This window comes from Candidatus Auribacterota bacterium, assembly GCA_026392035.1.
In the GTDB taxonomy this organism is placed as follows: domain Bacteria; phylum Auribacterota; class Tritonobacteria; order UBA1439; family UBA1439; genus JAPLCX01.
Window position 1 is genome coordinate 1 of sequence record JAPLCX010000058.1, and the last position, 15,754, is coordinate 15,754.

Consider the following 15,754-nt stretch of genomic DNA (forward strand, 5'->3'; position numbering starts at 1 on the left):
TCCCAGAAAAGCTTTGCCTGGCGATGGCGCTCCTCGATGGTTTCACGCAGATGATACATTCCGCGGAAAAAGGGGGCGTCTTTGGTGCGGGCGGTGGAGACCAGCCCCCAGGGAGGCTTATCGGGTCGTTGGGTTAACACCTCATTTGCTCCAAACTGTTTTATCAGATTCTCCCTATGTTGCTCCTGTTCACAAAATCTCACAATATCGTAAACCATAAAATTAATAAAAAGCTCAGGTCTTGGATATTCTAAAATGCGTTTTAAAGTATCCATTGGATAGCCTGTATATCCAAAAGGATCAATGAAGAAAAACATCGGGTTATATTGTAAGTTCTGCTTTTCTTGACTCACGTGAATGATATAGGTTTCCCAGGTAACGCGCCCCCACCAGCCCTCCGAAAAAATATTTCATTTTTCCGGGAATAAAATTCACTCTCGCCTCGTCTTATATAGTGAGATTGGGATTTATGTGCAGCATCTTTTAGAAGGTAGGCGGGGCATGGATAAAGCAAAAAAGACTTCTTTGATTCCGGCAAACCGCATCGAAAATGTGATCATTTTGATAAGAGGGCAGAAGGTAATTCTTGATGTTGAGTTGGCTTATCTCTATGGCGTGCCTACAAAGCGTCTTAACGAACAGGTCAAGCGTAATAGAACCCGCTTTCCAGAGGATTTTATGTTTCAATTAAGCCGTGATGAATTTGTTAACTTGAAGTCGCATTTTGCGACCACAAGTTCAGGGTGGGGTGGAACGCGCAAGCCACCCTATGCCTTTACAGAACATGGCGCGATCATGGCAGCTACAGTGCTTAATTCACCGCTTGCAATAGAAATGAGTATTTTTGTTGTCCGTGCGTTTGTGAAACTGCGGAGAATAATAGCCAGTCACGTCGAATTAGCACGCAAGTTGAAAGAAATGGAGAAGACGTACGATGCTCAATTCAAAGTGGTATTCGATGCCATTCGCGAGCTCATGTCCCCGCTGGAAAAGCCGAAACGCCTGATTGGCTTTCACGCGGAGCCATGATGATAACAGGAATATTCCTGCACCCGTGGAGCCCGTGGGGGAAGTCGAAGGGGATCACCAAAAAGAGCGGGAATTTTTGAGCCATTCCCTCCAGCATCCACAATTGGAATGCTAAACCTATCCTCCTTGACTCGCGCGAATGTCATTGACCTCACTCATCAGCGCTCAACCCCTCCGCCTTGACCCACACAAAACCCGTTGTCACTGTCCCCATCAATGAATACCACACCAATCCTCCTTGACGCGCGCGAAAATTCTTTTCCCCCGTCCCGCCTTATGCGGGACGCCGATAAAAAAGCTTCTTTGCCCCCCTTGGAAATTGCCCCGAAAAGAAGTTCGAACCGTTAAAGCTGGCGCGCCCAGGTCCCTCGGCTTCGCTCGGGAACTTCGTCAGGACTCCCCTCGGCTCTCCCGCTGAAGCGGGATCGCTCGGGACAAGGTTCCTTCGGCAAGCTCAGGATCTTCGACGCCTGCTCCGCAGGTTCTCGTCCTGCCTTGATACGAGAGTGCTCTGTCAGCCCTCGCAAGGAGGGCCGCCAGAGCACTGGCGCGCCCGGCAGGACTCGAACCTGCGGCCAACGGATTAGAAATCCGTTGCTCTATCCGCCTGAGCTACGGGCGCGTGACTGCACGGGAAGGAGTTCGGAAGAGATTCTACAATCAACTATAGCACCGGTGGAGAGAGGGTGTCCATAAGAAATCTTTCTCGGGGTTTCCCTGTCTGGATATGAGTTGAGAAGTTTTTGCTTTGACGCGCCTGATGCTCAGAATGTGTTATGATAATGTATCGAGGACTGAATGTGTCTCCCACCGTGTGCCCACGGCGAGGGTTGACGGGCTGATCGATGAGGCGAGTATAATGAGGAGCACTATCCGTTCTTATACGATGAAGGGATTTTATGAAGAGCAATCTCCAGATCGAGCAGAGCATTGAGAAATGGCACATATCCCGCGTCGCCGAGAAACTCGGGCTCACCGAGGAGGACTATGATTATCACGGCAAATACATCGCCAAGGTCTACGCCAGCCTGCTCCAGAAGAAGAGGAGAGCGCCCTCCGGAAAGCTCATCCTCGTCACCGCGATAACGCCGACGCCCGCGGGAGAAGGGAAAACGACCACGACCATAGGCCTCGGCGACGCGTTTGCACGCCTGGGGATGCGGAGCTGCATCTGCCTCCGCGAGCCCTCCCTGGGGCCGTATTTCGGGATCAAAGGCGGCGGAACCGGGAGCGGCTACGCGCAGGTCGTTCCCGCCGAGGATATCAACCTCCATTTCGCCGGCGACATGTACGCCGTTACGAAAGCCAACAACCTCCTCTCCGCCATGATCGACAACCATCTCCAGCACGGCAACAGCCTCCGCATCGACCCGAGGAGGATCAGCTGGAAGAGGATCATGGACCTGAACGACAGGGCGCTGCGCGAGATCTTCGTCGGCCTCGGCGGCGTGATGCACGGCATCCCGCGGAAAGACGGCTTTGATATCACGCCCGCCTCAGAGGTGATGGCCATCCTCTGTCTCTCGATGGACTACGGAGACCTGATCGAGCGGCTGAAGCGGATCACCATCGGCTCGACGTACACGGGAGAGCCGGTGACCGCGGAGCAGATAAAGGCAGATGGGTCCATGGCGGTGCTGCTCCGCGATGCCATACACCCGAACCTCGTCCAGACGATCGAGCACACGCCCGCCTTCGTCCACGGCGGCGCGTTCGCGAATATCGCGCACGGCTGCAACAGCGCCGTCGCGACAAAACTGGCGCTCAAGCTTGCGGACGTGGTGGTCACGGAGGCGGGCTTCGGGTCAGAGCTCGGCGCGGAGAAGTTCTTCGACATCAAGTGCCGCATCGCAAAGCTTACGCCGAGCGCCGCCGTGATCGTCGCGACGACACGGGCCATGAGGTATCAGGGATATGACTCGCTCGCGAAGGGCATGGATAATCTGAGAAAACATATCGAAAATGTCCGCCACTTTGGAATCCCGATCGTGGTCGCCGTCAACCGCTTCGAGGGAGATAGCAGGCGGGATTTAACGGCGATCATCTCTGCCTGCCACCGTGCGGGGGTGCGGGCCGCCATCTCAACCGTTCACGAGAAAGGAGGACAGGGGGGCATCGCGCTCGCCGAAGCGGTCCTCGAGGCGGTTGAAAAAAACAGGGCTCAATTTAAATTCCTCTACCCGCTGAATCTCCCCATAAAAAAGAAGATTGAACTCATCGCCCATGAGATGTACGGCGCGAAGGGTGTTGACTATGAGCTCTCGGCCAACCTGGATATCCAGCGCATCGAGAAACTGGGCTACGGCAACCTCTCGGTATGCATGGCAAAGACACAGAAATCCCTCTCGGACGATCCCGCGGTCCGGGGGCGACCGAGGAATTTCAGCATAAATGTCAACCAGGTCAGGCTCGCCGCGGGGGCGGGCTTCGTCGTCGCCATAATCGGCAACATCATGACGATGCCGGGCCTCCCCAAATACCCCGCCGCCGAGCGGATAAAGATAGACCGATCTGGAAGAGTGCTCGGCCTCTCCTAAGCACAAGGGTCCACATCATGCTCATCACCGCACTCCTCCTGGCCTTGCAACTCGGCTTCCCCCTCGCATCTACAGGTCACCCCCCCCTCTTCTCACCGGGAGAAAGACTGCACTACAGGGGATACGTCCTCGGCTACTTCCCGGTGGGCGATGTATGGTTTGGAGTAAATAAGGCAACGTATAAAGGCAGGGAGGCATACCGTTTCGACGCCCGCGCGCTCGGCCACTACGTGATCTACACCCTCGACATCCGCCTTCGCTCTATTGTAGACGCCTCGAACCTCAGGAGCCGGGTGTTCCGTCGTCGCGAGGTCGGCACGGAGAAAAGGGATTATAAAATTGTCTTCGACCGAGATGAGATGAAGGCGACCCACTACCGCAAGCGGGGGAAATTCAGCACCGTCGAAGAGATGGACGCGGCCCCATGGGAGAAGCGCGCTGTGTTCCCCATCAGCCCCGAGGTAAACGACATCCTCTACACGCTCTACTTCGCCAGGGATATCGGGGACAAGGTGGGGACAAAGAGATATTACTGGTTCGTGGAAACGACCTCTATCTGGAAAACGCTCGTCACGATCTCCGGCGAAGAGAAGATCAACCTGGGGAGGGCGGGGACGTTCGATACATTGAAGGTAATGATTGAACCGGACTATAGCCGGCAGCCCGAAAAGGGAGCGAGATTCAGCGGCCTCTTCGGCGTCATGGGCTCTCTCGAGGTATGGGTGGATAAAAAGACCCGCATTCCCCTCATCGTGAGGGGGCAGGTCCCCTTCGCCTACATCCTCCGTCCCACCATCAGCGTCATCCTCCAGGATTACACGCTCCCCTGATATTCAAGGACATGTTCTTGCAATGTCTCATTGATTTCTTACGTGCATATGTCAGTACCTGAATTTTGCGCCATTCTCCCATTTTTCATCGTTTCACCGTCTCGTTCTTGATCATCTTGTCATGTAATGTTCCAGTCTTATCATTCAAACAGATCCGATTGCATGTGTTATAATTTAATGAGGAGCACCGATGAACCCGCGATACCCTCAGAAAAGGTTGACGATTCCGGATTCGGGGATTGCGGATCCTCCGGTGGTATGCTAAATTATCACAAAGGGGAAAATGCTCCGTGAGACGCATTCTTCTGGCAATTGTATATTCGCTGCTCCTCTCTCCTTCCGGGACGGCATTCAGCCAGCCGGACTTCAGCGCATTCGTGACCTTCGGCGACAGCCTGACGCACAACGACCTGCTCGGTATTGCATACGATAACCCCCAGGACCTTTATGGCGAGGACCCGGCAGAAGCGGTCTTCTCGAAAGGGGCATTGCCTGACGACACTCTGAACAGCTATGCCATCGGCGGATCCCAGGCGAAGGATATCAGCCGGCAGATCGACGTTTATGAGCTGTGTGAGAGAATCGGGACACAACTGAGGGCGACGCTCATCAACTTCCAGATCGGGGGAAATGATATCCTGAACAATTTTGATGAACTCGCGGCACACGCGCCGGGAACGGACAGTGCGGCCGACGGCATTATCGATACCCTCCTCGCCACGATGAAAGAAGACATGCTGCGGCTCTATGACGCGCACCAAGATGCTCGATTCATCGTATGGACAATACCCGATGTCACGATCGCGCCCAAACATTATGGAGCGCTCACCGGCGCCGAGATGGGCAACGTCCGCGCGCATATCGATGAGGTCAACCGCTTCATCCGCAGTCTCGATCAATACTCATTCGTCGTCGTGCTCGATCTCTACCGGTTGTTTCAACAGATTGTCGCCACCCCCCCCTCGGGCAACGGTCATCAGCTCGTTCCTCCGCCCGCGTACGGCGATTATGACAACATGTTCGCCGACGAGATACATCCCACGGCGGTGAGCAACGCCATGGTCGCCAATACGATCATCAATCAGATGAACAAGAAATGGAAGGGCGCCATCCCTCGCTACAGTGCCCCAGAGCTTATCCATCTCGCGGGAATCTCCGACTGATCCCCCCCAACATAGGGTGAAGCGCCGCCGCCCCACCCTTTGACCGGGCTGAATATATTTCAGCTCAATGAAATTTCACTATAAGGAAGTGCCATAGTTAATCATTCATAGCCATCTTCGCATTGTATTATACGAGGTGAGAATGGAATTTATTCCCGCTTTTCTAAAGATTTTATCTGGGCAGAGTGCTCAGGACATATAACTTCGACTGCCGATATCATTCACGCGAGTCAAGGAGGATCTGTGTGGCATTCTATTTATAAATGCTGGAAGGAATGGGTACCGGGCGGGACGCGCTTCGACTGGCTTGCGATTTTACACCGGGCGTAGCCGAAGTTCTCAGGACAAGTTCACCAGCAGATACGTATCTGAGGATCTTGTATGAAGTGCTATGGCTCGGTGCAAAATCCGATGCGCCGATTAGCCCAACTTTCCCAGATCAACACGCAACCGTTCCTCAGCTTTTGAGAGTATCGTCGTTCCTTTTTCACGGCGCGCTTCGCTCGTGCATAAGATCAGCCAGTCACTGACCTCTTTCTCTCCCTCTACGAATGTGCTTTGGGGATCCTGTATCCGCTTTGCCTCAACGTGCGTCTTTTTGTCCTTGCACGATATCGTTTCAAATCCTTCTCCCTTTGAAAACTCAGCCTGATAGTTTGACCGGCTGCGACGCGTATCGTTTACTAAATAATCAAAATGGCATTCCCGCAATTCCTTCAGATTCTTTTTCGTCGCCACTCCCGCATCCACGATGACCAGCGGTGTGGCGCTCAGTTGCAGTTCTCCCTCTTCCTGAACAACCGCCTGCAATACCTCCACCATTTCAACCAGGGTTTTTGAGCCATTTCGATTACCCTCAAATATCCTGTGGGCAAGCTCAAATCCCTCTCGATCAAAGACCATGCCTACAACTACCTGCGGACAATCGTCTCTCTTCTCTCTTGATCTTCCGGGGCGCGCCTTCGGATTTGCTCGTGCGGTCCCTTCAAAATAGAAATTCGTCAGATCATATATTAGTATGATGCGATCCAGATTCAATAAACGCTTCTGCAACGTCCTCAGATGTCTCTCGATCCTCTCCTGATGCTCAAGCAATGTATCGCTGACCCGATAAAAACGATCCCTCCCGCTCGTTGCCAGTCGTGCCCCCAGCAGCTCCGGTAATGCGCTCGTGGGTATCCACTCCATCAATGCATGCTCGGCTTCTACCAGCCGATTGATCACACTGGCTGCCGCCGCATCGTGCTGGGCTGGATTGAAGCCCATGTGCTGCAAAAGCTCCGGCATTCCCAACTGCTTCCATACATGTAATCCCAGCACGCTCGGGCCCAGTGAACTTGTGTCGGTGTGATCTACATGATTGATACATACCCCATCTACTACGTCATCCTCCCGCAGTGTCTCAGATGGGTTCGACGTTTTGCCCCGTTGTCGCAATGATCGCCACCGCCCTCCCAGGTCAATCCGCTTTACGATGCTATCAACCCACTGCTGCACTCGCCTGGACAACCGATGCTCAAACAAGTCGCGATACCCATACAACCGTCGTTCCACCATCTCAGCTATGAGTGAGTGGTCTTTCTTCGGGATATCGGCATTGCCCAGCGACACGACCACCCGCTGCCGAGGTCGTCCCTCGGCATTACGGTATGCTTCGAGCAGCTTGCAAATCATTGAGTTACGACAAGAGAAATGCGATTTCTCCCTATTTTTTGGATGCCAAATGCAAAAGTTGGGTTAGGTGTCTTTCTTGCGCGTCACTACATACGCCACACCGCCTCGCCCCGCATTCCCCGGGAATGAGGAGGACGGTGAAGGAAATTCAAAACTACACTATATCCTCTCTTTAAGCAATGAGCTTATTCTTGCCGCACGGACGGGCAGGGTCATCTCCTCAGACCTTGCCGGCCCCTCGAAGAGCGGTCTCTCGCACCTGTACAGGGTGCCGAGGGCGATAGGGGCTTGAGAGTTGTAGTCCCACTCGCGTATCTTGTGAAATGCAGCTTCATGACCACCGGCATCGTGACCCTCAGGCTGGTAGACCCTCTTGTTGTAGTCCATGTAAAGGTTGTAGAAGGTCACGCACACCTGAAGGACATCGACGAGGGCGAATCCCCGGTGCGCAATTGCTTCTCTGAGGGTCTGCTTGAGGAGGTCCATCCTGTTCGAATACCCACGCGCGATGAAGCTCGCCCCGCTCGCGAGCATGAGCTCCAGCGGGTTCAGGGGCGGCTCTTTTGTCCCCCGAGGAGTTGACTTTCCTTTGAATCCCAGAGGCGATGTCGGCGTGTACTGCCCGGTGGTGAGGCCGTATACGCGGTTGTTGTGGATGATCATGGTGATATCCACATTCCGCTTCGCCGCGAACACGAGGTGCTCAAGCCCCTCGCCGTAGGAATCGCCGTCTCCCGCGAATCCGATGACCGTGAGGTTCTGGTTGGCGAGCTTTATCCCCTCGGCGACCGGCGCCACGCGCCCGTGGATGGCGTAGAAGCTGTTCACGTTCAGGTAATCAACGATCTTCGCATGGCATCCGATCCCCGAGACGAGGACGATATTCTCCATGCCGCCCCTCTCCTCGCCGATCGCCTCGAGCACCGTTCTGACAGCGTTCAGGATGGCGAAATTGCCGCAGCCCTTGCACCATGTGTTGACCGCGGAGGTGCCAAGCTCGCGCGCGCCCATCACGTCACCTTTGCCAGTTCGCCCTCCAGCTCCTCAAGAGAGAACTGCCTCCCGTCATATTTCAACACCTTATCTTCGACACTCACCCCATAAAAGCCGAGGAGCCTCGCGAATTGCCCCGTGGCATTGTTCTCGACACAGATTATCCTTCTCACCCCTGCAAGCGCCTCACGCAACCGGGAGATGGGAAAGGGGGAAAGCACCAGAGCGTGAACAACCCTCATGCCGAGCCGTTCGCCCGCTTCCACGCACACGCCCTTGTTCGACCCCCAGCAGATGAGTGCGGTAGAGGCGCCGCGTTCGCCATAGATTCTGACTCCCCTGTACCGCTTCACCTCCTCTGCGAGATGCGTTCCCTTGCGCGCCCGTTTCTCCTGCATCATCTTCGTAAGGGAGGGGTCTTCCGTGGTGATGCCGTTCTCGTCATGCTCGTAGCTGTCCACCTTCACGACCGCCCGCGTGGCCGGCGGGAATGCGAGCGGAGATACGCCGGTCTCGGTATTCAGATATCTCCTGTACTGTCCCTCTCCATTCCAGAGCGCAGCCTCGCCCTCTGGGACTTCTCCCGCAGATGCAATATCAAAACTATAGGTCCCCTCGCACACTGTCTTATCCATCAGTATTATCGATGGGATCTGATACTTCCAGGATAGGTTAAGGGCGACGGCAGCCCAGTAATAGGCCTCCTCTGCGTCACCGGGTGCGACGACAACACGGGGAAACTCCCCCTGACCGGCATTCATCACAAAATGCAATTCCGTCTGACTTGTATATGTCGGCAAACCCGTGCTGGGACCCGGTCGCTGGCCGACGACCACCGCGATGGGAATCTCAGCCATACCAGAAAGGCTGAATCCTTCGGTCATGAGGCAGAACCCGCCGCCGGACGTGCCCACCGCCGCGCGCCTCCCCGCATAGGCATAGCCGAGGGCCATCAGCATCACGGCGATTTCGCTCTCGGGGTGTATCACCGTGATAGTGAAATCCTCAGCGACGCGCGCAAGAAAATGCAGAAGGCTCGAGCTCGGTGTCATGGGATAAGCGATGTAGGCATCGAGCCCCGCGGCAACGAGGCCGAGCCCGCACGCCTCATTCCCGCTCACGAGCGGCAGCACCTCCTGGCCGAGCGGCTCCAGCCTCTCGCCCGCTTCTGCGCTCTCGAATCCTCTGCGGGCGAGCTTCAGGTTCAGCTCGAGTTCTCGCGGGATATCTTTTGTGAAGACCTTCTCGAGGACATTCCACTCTATCCCTGCACTCCTGGCGAACGCGCCGATGAGGCATGAGTTGCGGGTGAGCTCGGGGGCTGCTACCTCTTTCAGAATCGTCTTGAGGGGAATGCCCAGGCCGCCCGCCTTCGCGGAATCGGAGTCATAGATGAGGCGGGAGGGATCTGTCAGCCTTACCGCATGCCTGTCAACCGTCTCCTGATTCAGCGCAAGGAGGTAATCTATCCTGTCGCGGCAGACGCCGATTCTGGTCTTCGCTGCCCTCACCAGGGAGAAGTTGTGTCCTCCGCGTATCAGGGAAGGATAGTCGTAATTGACGTAGATGTGGTAGCCGAGCTGGGCGAGCAGCCGCGCGACGAGCAGCCCCGCCTGGTTGATCCCATCGCCCGCCTGGCCGCCTATCAGAACCGATATATCATCCATGGCATTTCGCGAATGAGCTGTCCTTTCACTCACCGAGCGGGCGCGCCCGGATAGGCGGCGCGAAAGCTTTCGAGGAGCGACCTCAATTTCTTCACAATCTCAACGTCGGTCGATTGCTTCGCCTTCATCGCACACACGAGAATCTCGTGGAGGAGGGTGAGCTTCTTTACATAGTCGGCGCACCCGCGTGCATCCTTTGGGTCAACCGGCATTACCCTCTGCGTCATGAAGTACTGGCAGACCGTATCCTGAATCCTGTTCGCGTGATGCTCCTTGTTGTTCACCCACCGTACGATCTGGTTCAGGTTCTTCTCCTTCTGCCCGGAGAGCTCCACGATCTGCCTCATGGATTTCTCGACAGTGGCGATGTCCTCCTCGATCATCGCGAGTCTCATCGCATCGTCGTATATACCGCAGGGGATCTCACAGTGGGAAAAAACGTTCAGCGGAGAGATCACCATCCCCAGGCACAACGCGACGTTCATGAGAACGTGCCTCATCCGCACGACCGTCGTTTCAATCATCTTTCCCGGCATGGCCCGCCCCCTTTCTCCTCTTCTCCCACCTCTCGAGAATGTTAAAAACATCCTCATCTACGAGATCGTACCAGTTCCTGTAGACCTGCGCGACCGCATGGAAGAACCGTGGGATCTCCAGGATCACGACCTCGTCCACGATCCGGCGAATCTCCCCGGCCACGTCTGCTCCCGCCACAGGCGCGCCGACGACAATTTTCTTCGCTCCCTTTTTCTTGCAGAGCATGATCGACGCCCGCATGGTTGACCCCATGGCGATTCCGTCGTCGACCAGTATGACCACGCGGCCCTTGATCGTCGGCAGGGGTCTGCCACCTCTCAGCACCTCTATCCGCCGCGCGATTTCCTGCCGCTGCTGGCGAGCGATCCGCTCGACCGCCTCCCACGGCACCCAACTCGCCGCGTCCTTATAGATGAAGGTGCTCCCATCTTCCGCAATCGCGCCGAAACCCGACTCGGGATTGTCGGGGAAGGGGAGCTTCCGGGACACGATAAGTGAAAAGTCAGCGTTCAGATGCGCCGCGACTTCGAAGCCGACCTCAGCGCCGCCCCTCGGGATGGCGAGGACCAGCGCGCCCTGGTTCCTGTACTCCGCGAGTGCCCGCCCGAGCCTCTGGCCCGCATCCTTCCTGTCCCTGAACATGATTCCTGCTTGAGTTGAACTAGCACCTGATTAACCTGATTGCTCTGATGAGAAGCTGATAAAAGCTAATCAGATAAATCAGAGAAATCAGGTGCACACGTTATCTCTTATATTTTCCCATCAGATGACCCTCGGCGAGGATATGCCCCTCCATCCCTCTCAGCAACCGTTCTTTCGTCACCCTCCCGCTGAGATCGAGCTTCACATCAAGGGCATAGAGCTTGAAGAAGTATCGGTGCGTGCCACGGGGGGGACAGGGCCCGCCGTAGCCGATCCTGCCGAAATCATTCACGCCCTGCCTGGCGCCGTTCTCTAAATTCTCCCTCGGGGAAATACCTTCGGGCACGCCGCTCGCATCACCGGGCAGGTTGAAAACGACCCAGTGGACCCATGTGCCCATCGGCGCATCCGGATCATCGCATATCAGCGCGATGCTCTTTGCGCCTGCGGGGACCGGGCTCCACGCGAGCGGTGGAGACACATCAGGGCCGTCGCAGGTGTATTTCCTGGGAATCATGCCCCCCTCTTGAAACGCTTCGCTCGTGAGCGAGAGTTTCATCTCCCCGCCTCCTTTCACCGTGGCCGGCTGCTCCTGCGCCCCGTGACACGCACAGGGCAGAATCGCGGCGACCATGAAACAACAGAGCCTCATGTTCATCGCACTCCCGTCCTTCTCATTTCAGCAGCTTCTCGATCTCCTTCTCAACCGAGGGGCATCTCCGGCAGATGATCGCTCCCTCCTTGCCGATGAGCACCTGGTCCGGTATGCCCCTGACCTGGTATTGCCGCGCGACCTTCCCCTCCTCGTCCAGGAGCACGCGATAGGGGATCTCATACTTCGCCGCGAACGAAGCGACCTTTTTCTGGCTCTCCTGCACGTCCACCATGATCACGTCGAGCCCTTTATCCTTGAAGCGGTCGTGGAGCTTCTTCAACTCAGGAACCTCCCTGCGGCAGTAGGGACACCACGTTGCGCTGAACACCAGGAGCACCGCCCTTCCCTTAGAGTCGCTCAATTTCACCTCGGTTCCCTTGAGATCCTTGAGGGAAAAGTCAGGCGCCTTCTCCGTGCCGCCCGGCGCTGCGGCACTCAGTCCCGCCACCTGGGAATAGAGCGCTGCGGGGAAAAGGCAAACGGCCATTGCCACAAGCAGCACGCACATCCCACGCCCCCCGTTTCCACTCATCTCTTCACCCCCTCATACCATGAACGTGCCGGCCCTGATTAAAAAATACTCACCCATGCCTATCAATATCCACCCGAACACCCTCTTGATCCTCAGCATCCACGCGCCCGCCGCCGGGAGACTCGCGAGGAGCCCTGAGAATGTCCCCAGGATAATCAGCAGCGTGCCCATGCCGAACGCGAACAGAAAGAGGAGGAGCATCCCGACAACGACGTTTTGACTGGTCGCGACATAGGTCAGAAGGACCGCGAGCACCGGGGCCGTGCACGGACCCAGCACGAGCCCCGAGGCAGCACCCACAAAGAAAGAGGCCGCAATCCCTCCCCCCGCACGAGGGGGGTGCGCTCCCGCCCACAACCGGGGCAGCGGCAGGTTGAAAAGATCGAGCATTGAGAGTCCGAGCAGCACGCATACGTTGGCCACGATGAAATAGGTCCACGGGCTCGTCTGGATCCGGCCGAAGAGACTGCCCGTGAGGGCAGCGACACCGCCCAGCACAGTATAGGTGAATGACATTCCGAGAACGTACGCGACGGAGAGGGTGAAGGATTTCAGCCTGGAGCCGCCGCCCCGTCCACCGACATAGGCAACGGTGATGGGGATCACGGGGTACACGCAGGGGGTGAAGCTGACCAGCAGGCCGCCGAGGTAGACCGCCAGGCAGGCAAGCATGAGCGAACCGTGCAGATAATCTTCCAGACCGCCGATGAAATTTTGAATCATGATATGGTGCGTACCCCCCTCGACAGCTCCTGTTCAGAAACATCTCCCGAGAGCCGGTGCTTTTCCTCTCCGTCTTTGAAGAAGAGGATGGTGGGGATGCTGAGAACCATGAGCTCGGACGCCTTGCGGACGTTCCGGGTGATATCCATTGTGCAAAACTTCACCCCGTTATGTTGTTTCGACACTGACTCGATGCGGGCGGCCATCTTCGCACATGTGCCGCACCAGGGCGAGGAGAAGAGGAGCGCGCACGGGGCGTGTGCGATCTCCTCATCGAAATGAGCGTCCGTTATCTCAGCGATCATGTCATCGTGGGGGGCGCGCGGCGCATCGCTTCCGGAAGACTCCACCTAGGCTCAGGCCCCCTGGGCGGCCGGAGGGGGAGTGAACACGCGCTGGCTGAGCTCGCGGTCCAATATAAAAAGGCCGCCCGGTGCGTCAGCCATGAGCATGAGCTTCTTCACCACGTCATCAACCGACGCTTCTTCCTCGACCTGTTCAGATACGAACCACTGGAGGAAATTATACGTGGCATTGTCCTGCTCGCGGCCGGCAAGGCTGACCAGATCATTGATCAGTCCGGTCACCTTCTGCTCATGGGCATAGGCTCCCTCAAAGGCGTTGAGGGGAGATGACCACTCGGAGGGCGGCGCTTCGACGGCGGAGAGGATCACCCTCCCGCCCCTGTCAATGAGGTAGCGGAAGAACTTCATGACGTGCACGATCTCTTCCTGGACCTGAACCCTCATCCAGCTGGCGAACCCCTTGAGATTGAGAGACTCGAAATACGCAGACATCGACATGTAGAGATAGGCAGAGTAGAGTTCGCGGTTGAGCTGCCTGTTCAGGGCATCCTGCACCTTTGCCTTAATCATACAAGCCTCCTCTCTTTCAGTGGCCGCGTACCATATCAAATCAGGGGGCACACTCGATTTTCTTGAGGCGAATTTCTCTCGCGGGTCGATACTTACGACAGGTTGTTTAGCATGTCTTTCAACAGTTGCGTATGTTCCCGCTCCTCTTCGATGATTTTCGCAAGTCCTTCTTGTGCGTTGCGGGACAATACACGGGCCCGGCAGGACTCGTAAAAGCGGACCGCTTTTTCTTCCACGATCACGCCCATCCTCAGCGCCTTCGCGGGAGTGTCCAGCGCCTTCTCGAGCTCCCCGATGCTCTGGTAAGGCTGGAAGATGCCGTAATCAATGCTGGTCAACAGGTCATCCTCCTCGAAGCGGTCATCCTGCCGCTCCCTGAGTTTGAAGAGCTCCCCTTCGAAAAATTCGAGGTGATCCCGCTCCTGGGTGGCCAGCACATTCAGCGTATCGCGCACCCGCATGCTGGTAACTCTCCCCGCCAGTTTCTCGTAGAAATGTATTCCATCCTTCTCGATCGTTGAGGCAATTTTAAAAGCCTCCATCTCGTTGAAATCGGTTATCACCAGATTTCCATTCTTTTCCTCAATGCGCATCGCGGTTCGCCTCCCGGACATGAACAACCCTGGGGTTATTCTCTTACGGACAGTGCCTTGCGGCATCTTTGCGATCCAACACGGCGGGGGACAACAATCTTACGCCTTCCACAATCCATGCAGGTTGCAATGTTCACGGACGCTCACCTGTGTGGCGACAACCGGGAACTCGGCTTCCGGAGCGCCGCCCGGCTTCAAGAACTGGCGATATGCCTTCCCATCAGCGATCAGCTCAATCCACTCGATATAGTGCTTCTCCTCCATCGGGTGGGGCACACTGCCTACCTTAACCTTGATCCCCGTCGCGGTTCTCTCGATCACGGGGACATGCTTCTCCCTGCTTGCGTCAACCGTATTTTCAACAAGGAGCTTCATCTCCTGCCCGCAGCACACGAGCGCACCCGCGCCCTCGTGGAGTACCTCCACGATATTGCCGCAGACTTCGCACTTGTAGACCTGTAATCGCTTTGTCACCGGGCACCTCCCCTCTCAATGGCCTGTGTCACTGTGAGTGCGCAGGCATGCACAATCACCACTCCCCCCCCAACTGTTACGAGGCCGTCGCCCTGCCCTTCCCTCTACTCTTGCACCCCGGACACAATCCCTTGAATTCAAGCCGGTGACCGCTGATCTCATACGCGCTGACCTCTCTCACCTCTCTCTCGATACCGCTGAGAGGCTTGATCGGAAGATCGTCCATCCTTCCGCACATCGTGCAGCGGACGTGGTAGTGATTGTCAGTCGTGCCATCGTAGCGCCTCTGTGTTCCCGCCATCTCCAATTTCAGCACTATCCCTGATTCGGACATCAACTCCAAGTTGCGATACACAGTGCCGAGGCTCACGCGGGGCAGGCGCTCCCTGACCATGTTGTATATTTCATCGGCGGTGGGATGGGTGGTAACTTTCTTGAGTTCTTCGAGGATCACGCGTCGGGGCTTTGTGTTCCGCATCTTCCGAGTCTGTTTCAAGACGTCGCCTCCTTCGCAGTGAATCTCCCCGCCTCAAGAGGCGGGGCTTCAAGAGGAGAACATAATATCATGAAGGGGGCATTCCCACTTCAACCCCCTTTAGAGCGGTTCCCAATCGCCCCAAGGGGCGGGGCTTTCAGTACCAAGTGATTTATAACCTATTGCGGTGCTCATGTCAATAGAATACTCTGCTGAGGAAATTGCGCTGTGAACTTTTTTGAGGCAATTAAAAAAGCTGCCAGCTGTAAAAGTGCCTCTGATGTGCGACGAGAGCGCGATTCAAATGGCGCAGTGCATGTCTCCGTACACGTTCCTCCCGTAACCGCTCCACCAT

Annotated in this window: 18 protein-coding genes and 1 tRNA gene; 4 read left to right on the forward strand and 15 right to left on the reverse strand. The window is 56.2% G+C overall.

Going from position 1 to position 15,754, the window contains the following annotated elements; genetic code table 11:
- The coding region (locus tag NTX71_05300; protein ID MCX6339318.1) for a hypothetical protein at positions 1-353 on the reverse strand (353 nt) is incomplete at its 3' end.
- 148 nt (positions 354-501) lie between these two features.
- Between NTX71_05300 and NTX71_05305 the strand changes: the two genes are divergently transcribed.
- Positions 502-1,029, forward strand: coding sequence for an ORF6N domain-containing protein (locus tag NTX71_05305; protein MCX6339319.1), 528 nt, complete (start codon positions 502-504; stop codon positions 1,027-1,029).
- Between the two features lie 545 nt (positions 1,030-1,574).
- On the opposite strand, the gene NTX71_05310 is transcribed toward NTX71_05305, so the two are convergent.
- Positions 1,575-1,651 (reverse strand) — tRNA-Arg (locus NTX71_05310).
- A 277-nt stretch (positions 1,652-1,928) separates the two neighbouring features.
- On the opposite strand from NTX71_05310, the gene NTX71_05315 reads away from it, so the two are divergent.
- The 3 genes from NTX71_05315 (at position 1,929) to NTX71_05325 (ending at position 5,559) form a co-directional block, all read left to right on the forward strand.
- On the forward strand, positions 1,929-3,566 hold the full coding sequence (locus NTX71_05315) for a formate--tetrahydrofolate ligase (GenBank protein MCX6339320.1): 1,638 nt from the start codon (positions 1,929-1,931) through the stop codon (positions 3,564-3,566).
- Between the two features lie 17 nt (positions 3,567-3,583).
- A complete protein-coding gene (locus NTX71_05320; GenBank protein ID MCX6339321.1) occupies positions 3,584-4,396 on the forward strand; it encodes a DUF3108 domain-containing protein in 813 nt (270 codons plus the stop codon).
- 290 nt (positions 4,397-4,686) lie between these two features.
- Positions 4,687-5,559: an SGNH/GDSL hydrolase family protein gene (locus NTX71_05325; protein MCX6339322.1), complete on the forward strand. Its 873-nt coding sequence runs from the start codon at positions 4,687-4,689 to the stop codon at positions 5,557-5,559.
- A 420-nt stretch (positions 5,560-5,979) separates the two neighbouring features.
- On the opposite strand, the gene NTX71_05330 is transcribed toward NTX71_05325, so the two are convergent.
- The 13 genes from NTX71_05330 to NTX71_05390 all read right to left on the reverse strand — a co-directional run bounded on the left by NTX71_05330 (position 5,980) and on the right by NTX71_05390 (position 15,420).
- Positions 5,980-7,233 (reverse strand): IS1634 family transposase, encoded by a 1,254-nt coding sequence (locus NTX71_05330; protein MCX6339323.1) that lies wholly within the window; start codon positions 7,231-7,233, stop codon positions 5,980-5,982.
- Between the two features lie 159 nt (positions 7,234-7,392).
- Positions 7,393-8,244 carry a thiamine pyrophosphate-dependent enzyme gene (locus NTX71_05335; protein MCX6339324.1) on the reverse strand — a complete coding sequence of 284 codons (852 nt, stop codon included), beginning with the start codon at positions 8,242-8,244 and terminating at the stop codon, positions 7,393-7,395.
- A complete protein-coding gene (locus NTX71_05340) occupies positions 8,244-9,893 on the reverse strand; it encodes a 2-oxoacid:acceptor oxidoreductase subunit alpha (GenBank protein MCX6339325.1) in 1,650 nt (549 codons plus the stop codon). The genes NTX71_05335 and NTX71_05340 overlap by 1 nt, the downstream gene beginning before the upstream one ends.
- Before the next feature lie 29 nt (positions 9,894-9,922).
- The gene (locus NTX71_05345) at positions 9,923-10,429 is read right to left on the reverse strand and encodes a superoxide dismutase (GenBank protein MCX6339326.1); all 507 of its coding nucleotides are present in this window, start codon (positions 10,427-10,429) and stop codon (positions 9,923-9,925) included.
- Complete coding sequence (locus NTX71_05350; GenBank protein MCX6339327.1) at positions 10,410-11,072, reverse strand: phosphoribosyltransferase family protein; 663 nt, start codon at positions 11,070-11,072, stop codon at positions 10,410-10,412. The genes NTX71_05345 and NTX71_05350 overlap by 20 nt, the downstream gene beginning before the upstream one ends.
- 100 nt (positions 11,073-11,172) lie before the next feature.
- Entirely contained in the window at positions 11,173-11,724 is a 552-nt protein-coding gene (locus NTX71_05355) for a YbhB/YbcL family Raf kinase inhibitor-like protein (protein MCX6339328.1), read from the reverse strand.
- A 22-nt stretch (positions 11,725-11,746) separates the two neighbouring features.
- A complete protein-coding gene (locus NTX71_05360) occupies positions 11,747-12,259 on the reverse strand; it encodes a TlpA disulfide reductase family protein (protein ID MCX6339329.1) in 513 nt (170 codons plus the stop codon).
- Positions 12,260-12,271: 12 nt separating this feature from the next.
- Entirely contained in the window at positions 12,272-12,982 is a 711-nt protein-coding gene (locus tag NTX71_05365) for a sulfite exporter TauE/SafE family protein (protein ID MCX6339330.1), read from the reverse strand.
- A complete protein-coding gene (locus tag NTX71_05370; protein ID MCX6339331.1) occupies positions 12,979-13,332 on the reverse strand; it encodes a thioredoxin family protein in 354 nt (117 codons plus the stop codon). Before NTX71_05370 ends, NTX71_05365 begins: the two co-directional genes overlap by 4 nt.
- A 6-nt stretch (positions 13,333-13,338) precedes the next feature.
- The gene (locus tag NTX71_05375; protein MCX6339332.1) at positions 13,339-13,857 is read right to left on the reverse strand and encodes a ferritin; all 519 of its coding nucleotides are present in this window, start codon (positions 13,855-13,857) and stop codon (positions 13,339-13,341) included.
- Between the two features lie 92 nt (positions 13,858-13,949).
- Entirely contained in the window at positions 13,950-14,450 is a 501-nt protein-coding gene (locus tag NTX71_05380) for a ferritin family protein (GenBank protein MCX6339333.1), read from the reverse strand.
- Between the two features lie 99 nt (positions 14,451-14,549).
- Positions 14,550-14,924 (reverse strand): desulfoferrodoxin, encoded by a 375-nt coding sequence (locus tag NTX71_05385; protein ID MCX6339334.1) that lies wholly within the window; start codon positions 14,922-14,924, stop codon positions 14,550-14,552.
- A gap of 76 nt (positions 14,925-15,000) precedes the next feature.
- The gene (locus tag NTX71_05390; protein MCX6339335.1) at positions 15,001-15,420 is read right to left on the reverse strand and encodes a transcriptional repressor; all 420 of its coding nucleotides are present in this window, start codon (positions 15,418-15,420) and stop codon (positions 15,001-15,003) included.
- Positions 15,421-15,754: the final 334 nt, after the last annotated feature.

Excerpts from the sequence above, each read along its gene's own strand:
- NTX71_05335 (MCX6339324.1), bottom strand. The coding sequence starts at position 8,244 with ATGGGCGCGCGCGAGCTTGGCACCTCCGCGGTCAACACATGGTGCAAG.
- NTX71_05365 (MCX6339330.1), bottom strand. The coding sequence starts at position 12,982 with ATGATTCAAAATTTCATCGGCGGTCTGGAAGATTATCTGCACGGTTCG.
- NTX71_05360 (MCX6339329.1), bottom strand. The coding sequence starts at position 12,259 with ATGAGTGGAAACGGGGGGCGTGGGATGTGCGTGCTGCTTGTGGCAATG.
- NTX71_05305 (MCX6339319.1), top strand. The coding sequence starts at position 502 with ATGGATAAAGCAAAAAAGACTTCTTTGATTCCGGCAAACCGCATCGAA.
- NTX71_05320 (MCX6339321.1), top strand. The coding sequence starts at position 3,584 with ATGCTCATCACCGCACTCCTCCTGGCCTTGCAACTCGGCTTCCCCCTC.
- NTX71_05380 (MCX6339333.1), bottom strand. The coding sequence starts at position 14,450 with ATGCGCATTGAGGAAAAGAATGGAAATCTGGTGATAACCGATTTCAAC.
- NTX71_05375 (MCX6339332.1), bottom strand. The coding sequence starts at position 13,857 with ATGATTAAGGCAAAGGTGCAGGATGCCCTGAACAGGCAGCTCAACCGC.
- NTX71_05345 (MCX6339326.1), bottom strand. The coding sequence starts at position 10,429 with ATGCCGGGAAAGATGATTGAAACGACGGTCGTGCGGATGAGGCACGTT.
- NTX71_05355 (MCX6339328.1), bottom strand. The coding sequence starts at position 11,724 with ATGAGGCTCTGTTGTTTCATGGTCGCCGCGATTCTGCCCTGTGCGTGT.
- NTX71_05330 (MCX6339323.1), bottom strand. The coding sequence starts at position 7,233 with ATGATTTGCAAGCTGCTCGAAGCATACCGTAATGCCGAGGGACGACCT.
- NTX71_05350 (MCX6339327.1), bottom strand. The coding sequence starts at position 11,072 with ATGTTCAGGGACAGGAAGGATGCGGGCCAGAGGCTCGGGCGGGCACTC.
- NTX71_05315 (MCX6339320.1), top strand. The coding sequence starts at position 1,929 with ATGAAGAGCAATCTCCAGATCGAGCAGAGCATTGAGAAATGGCACATA.
- NTX71_05340 (MCX6339325.1), bottom strand. The coding sequence starts at position 9,893 with ATGGATGATATATCGGTTCTGATAGGCGGCCAGGCGGGCGATGGGATC.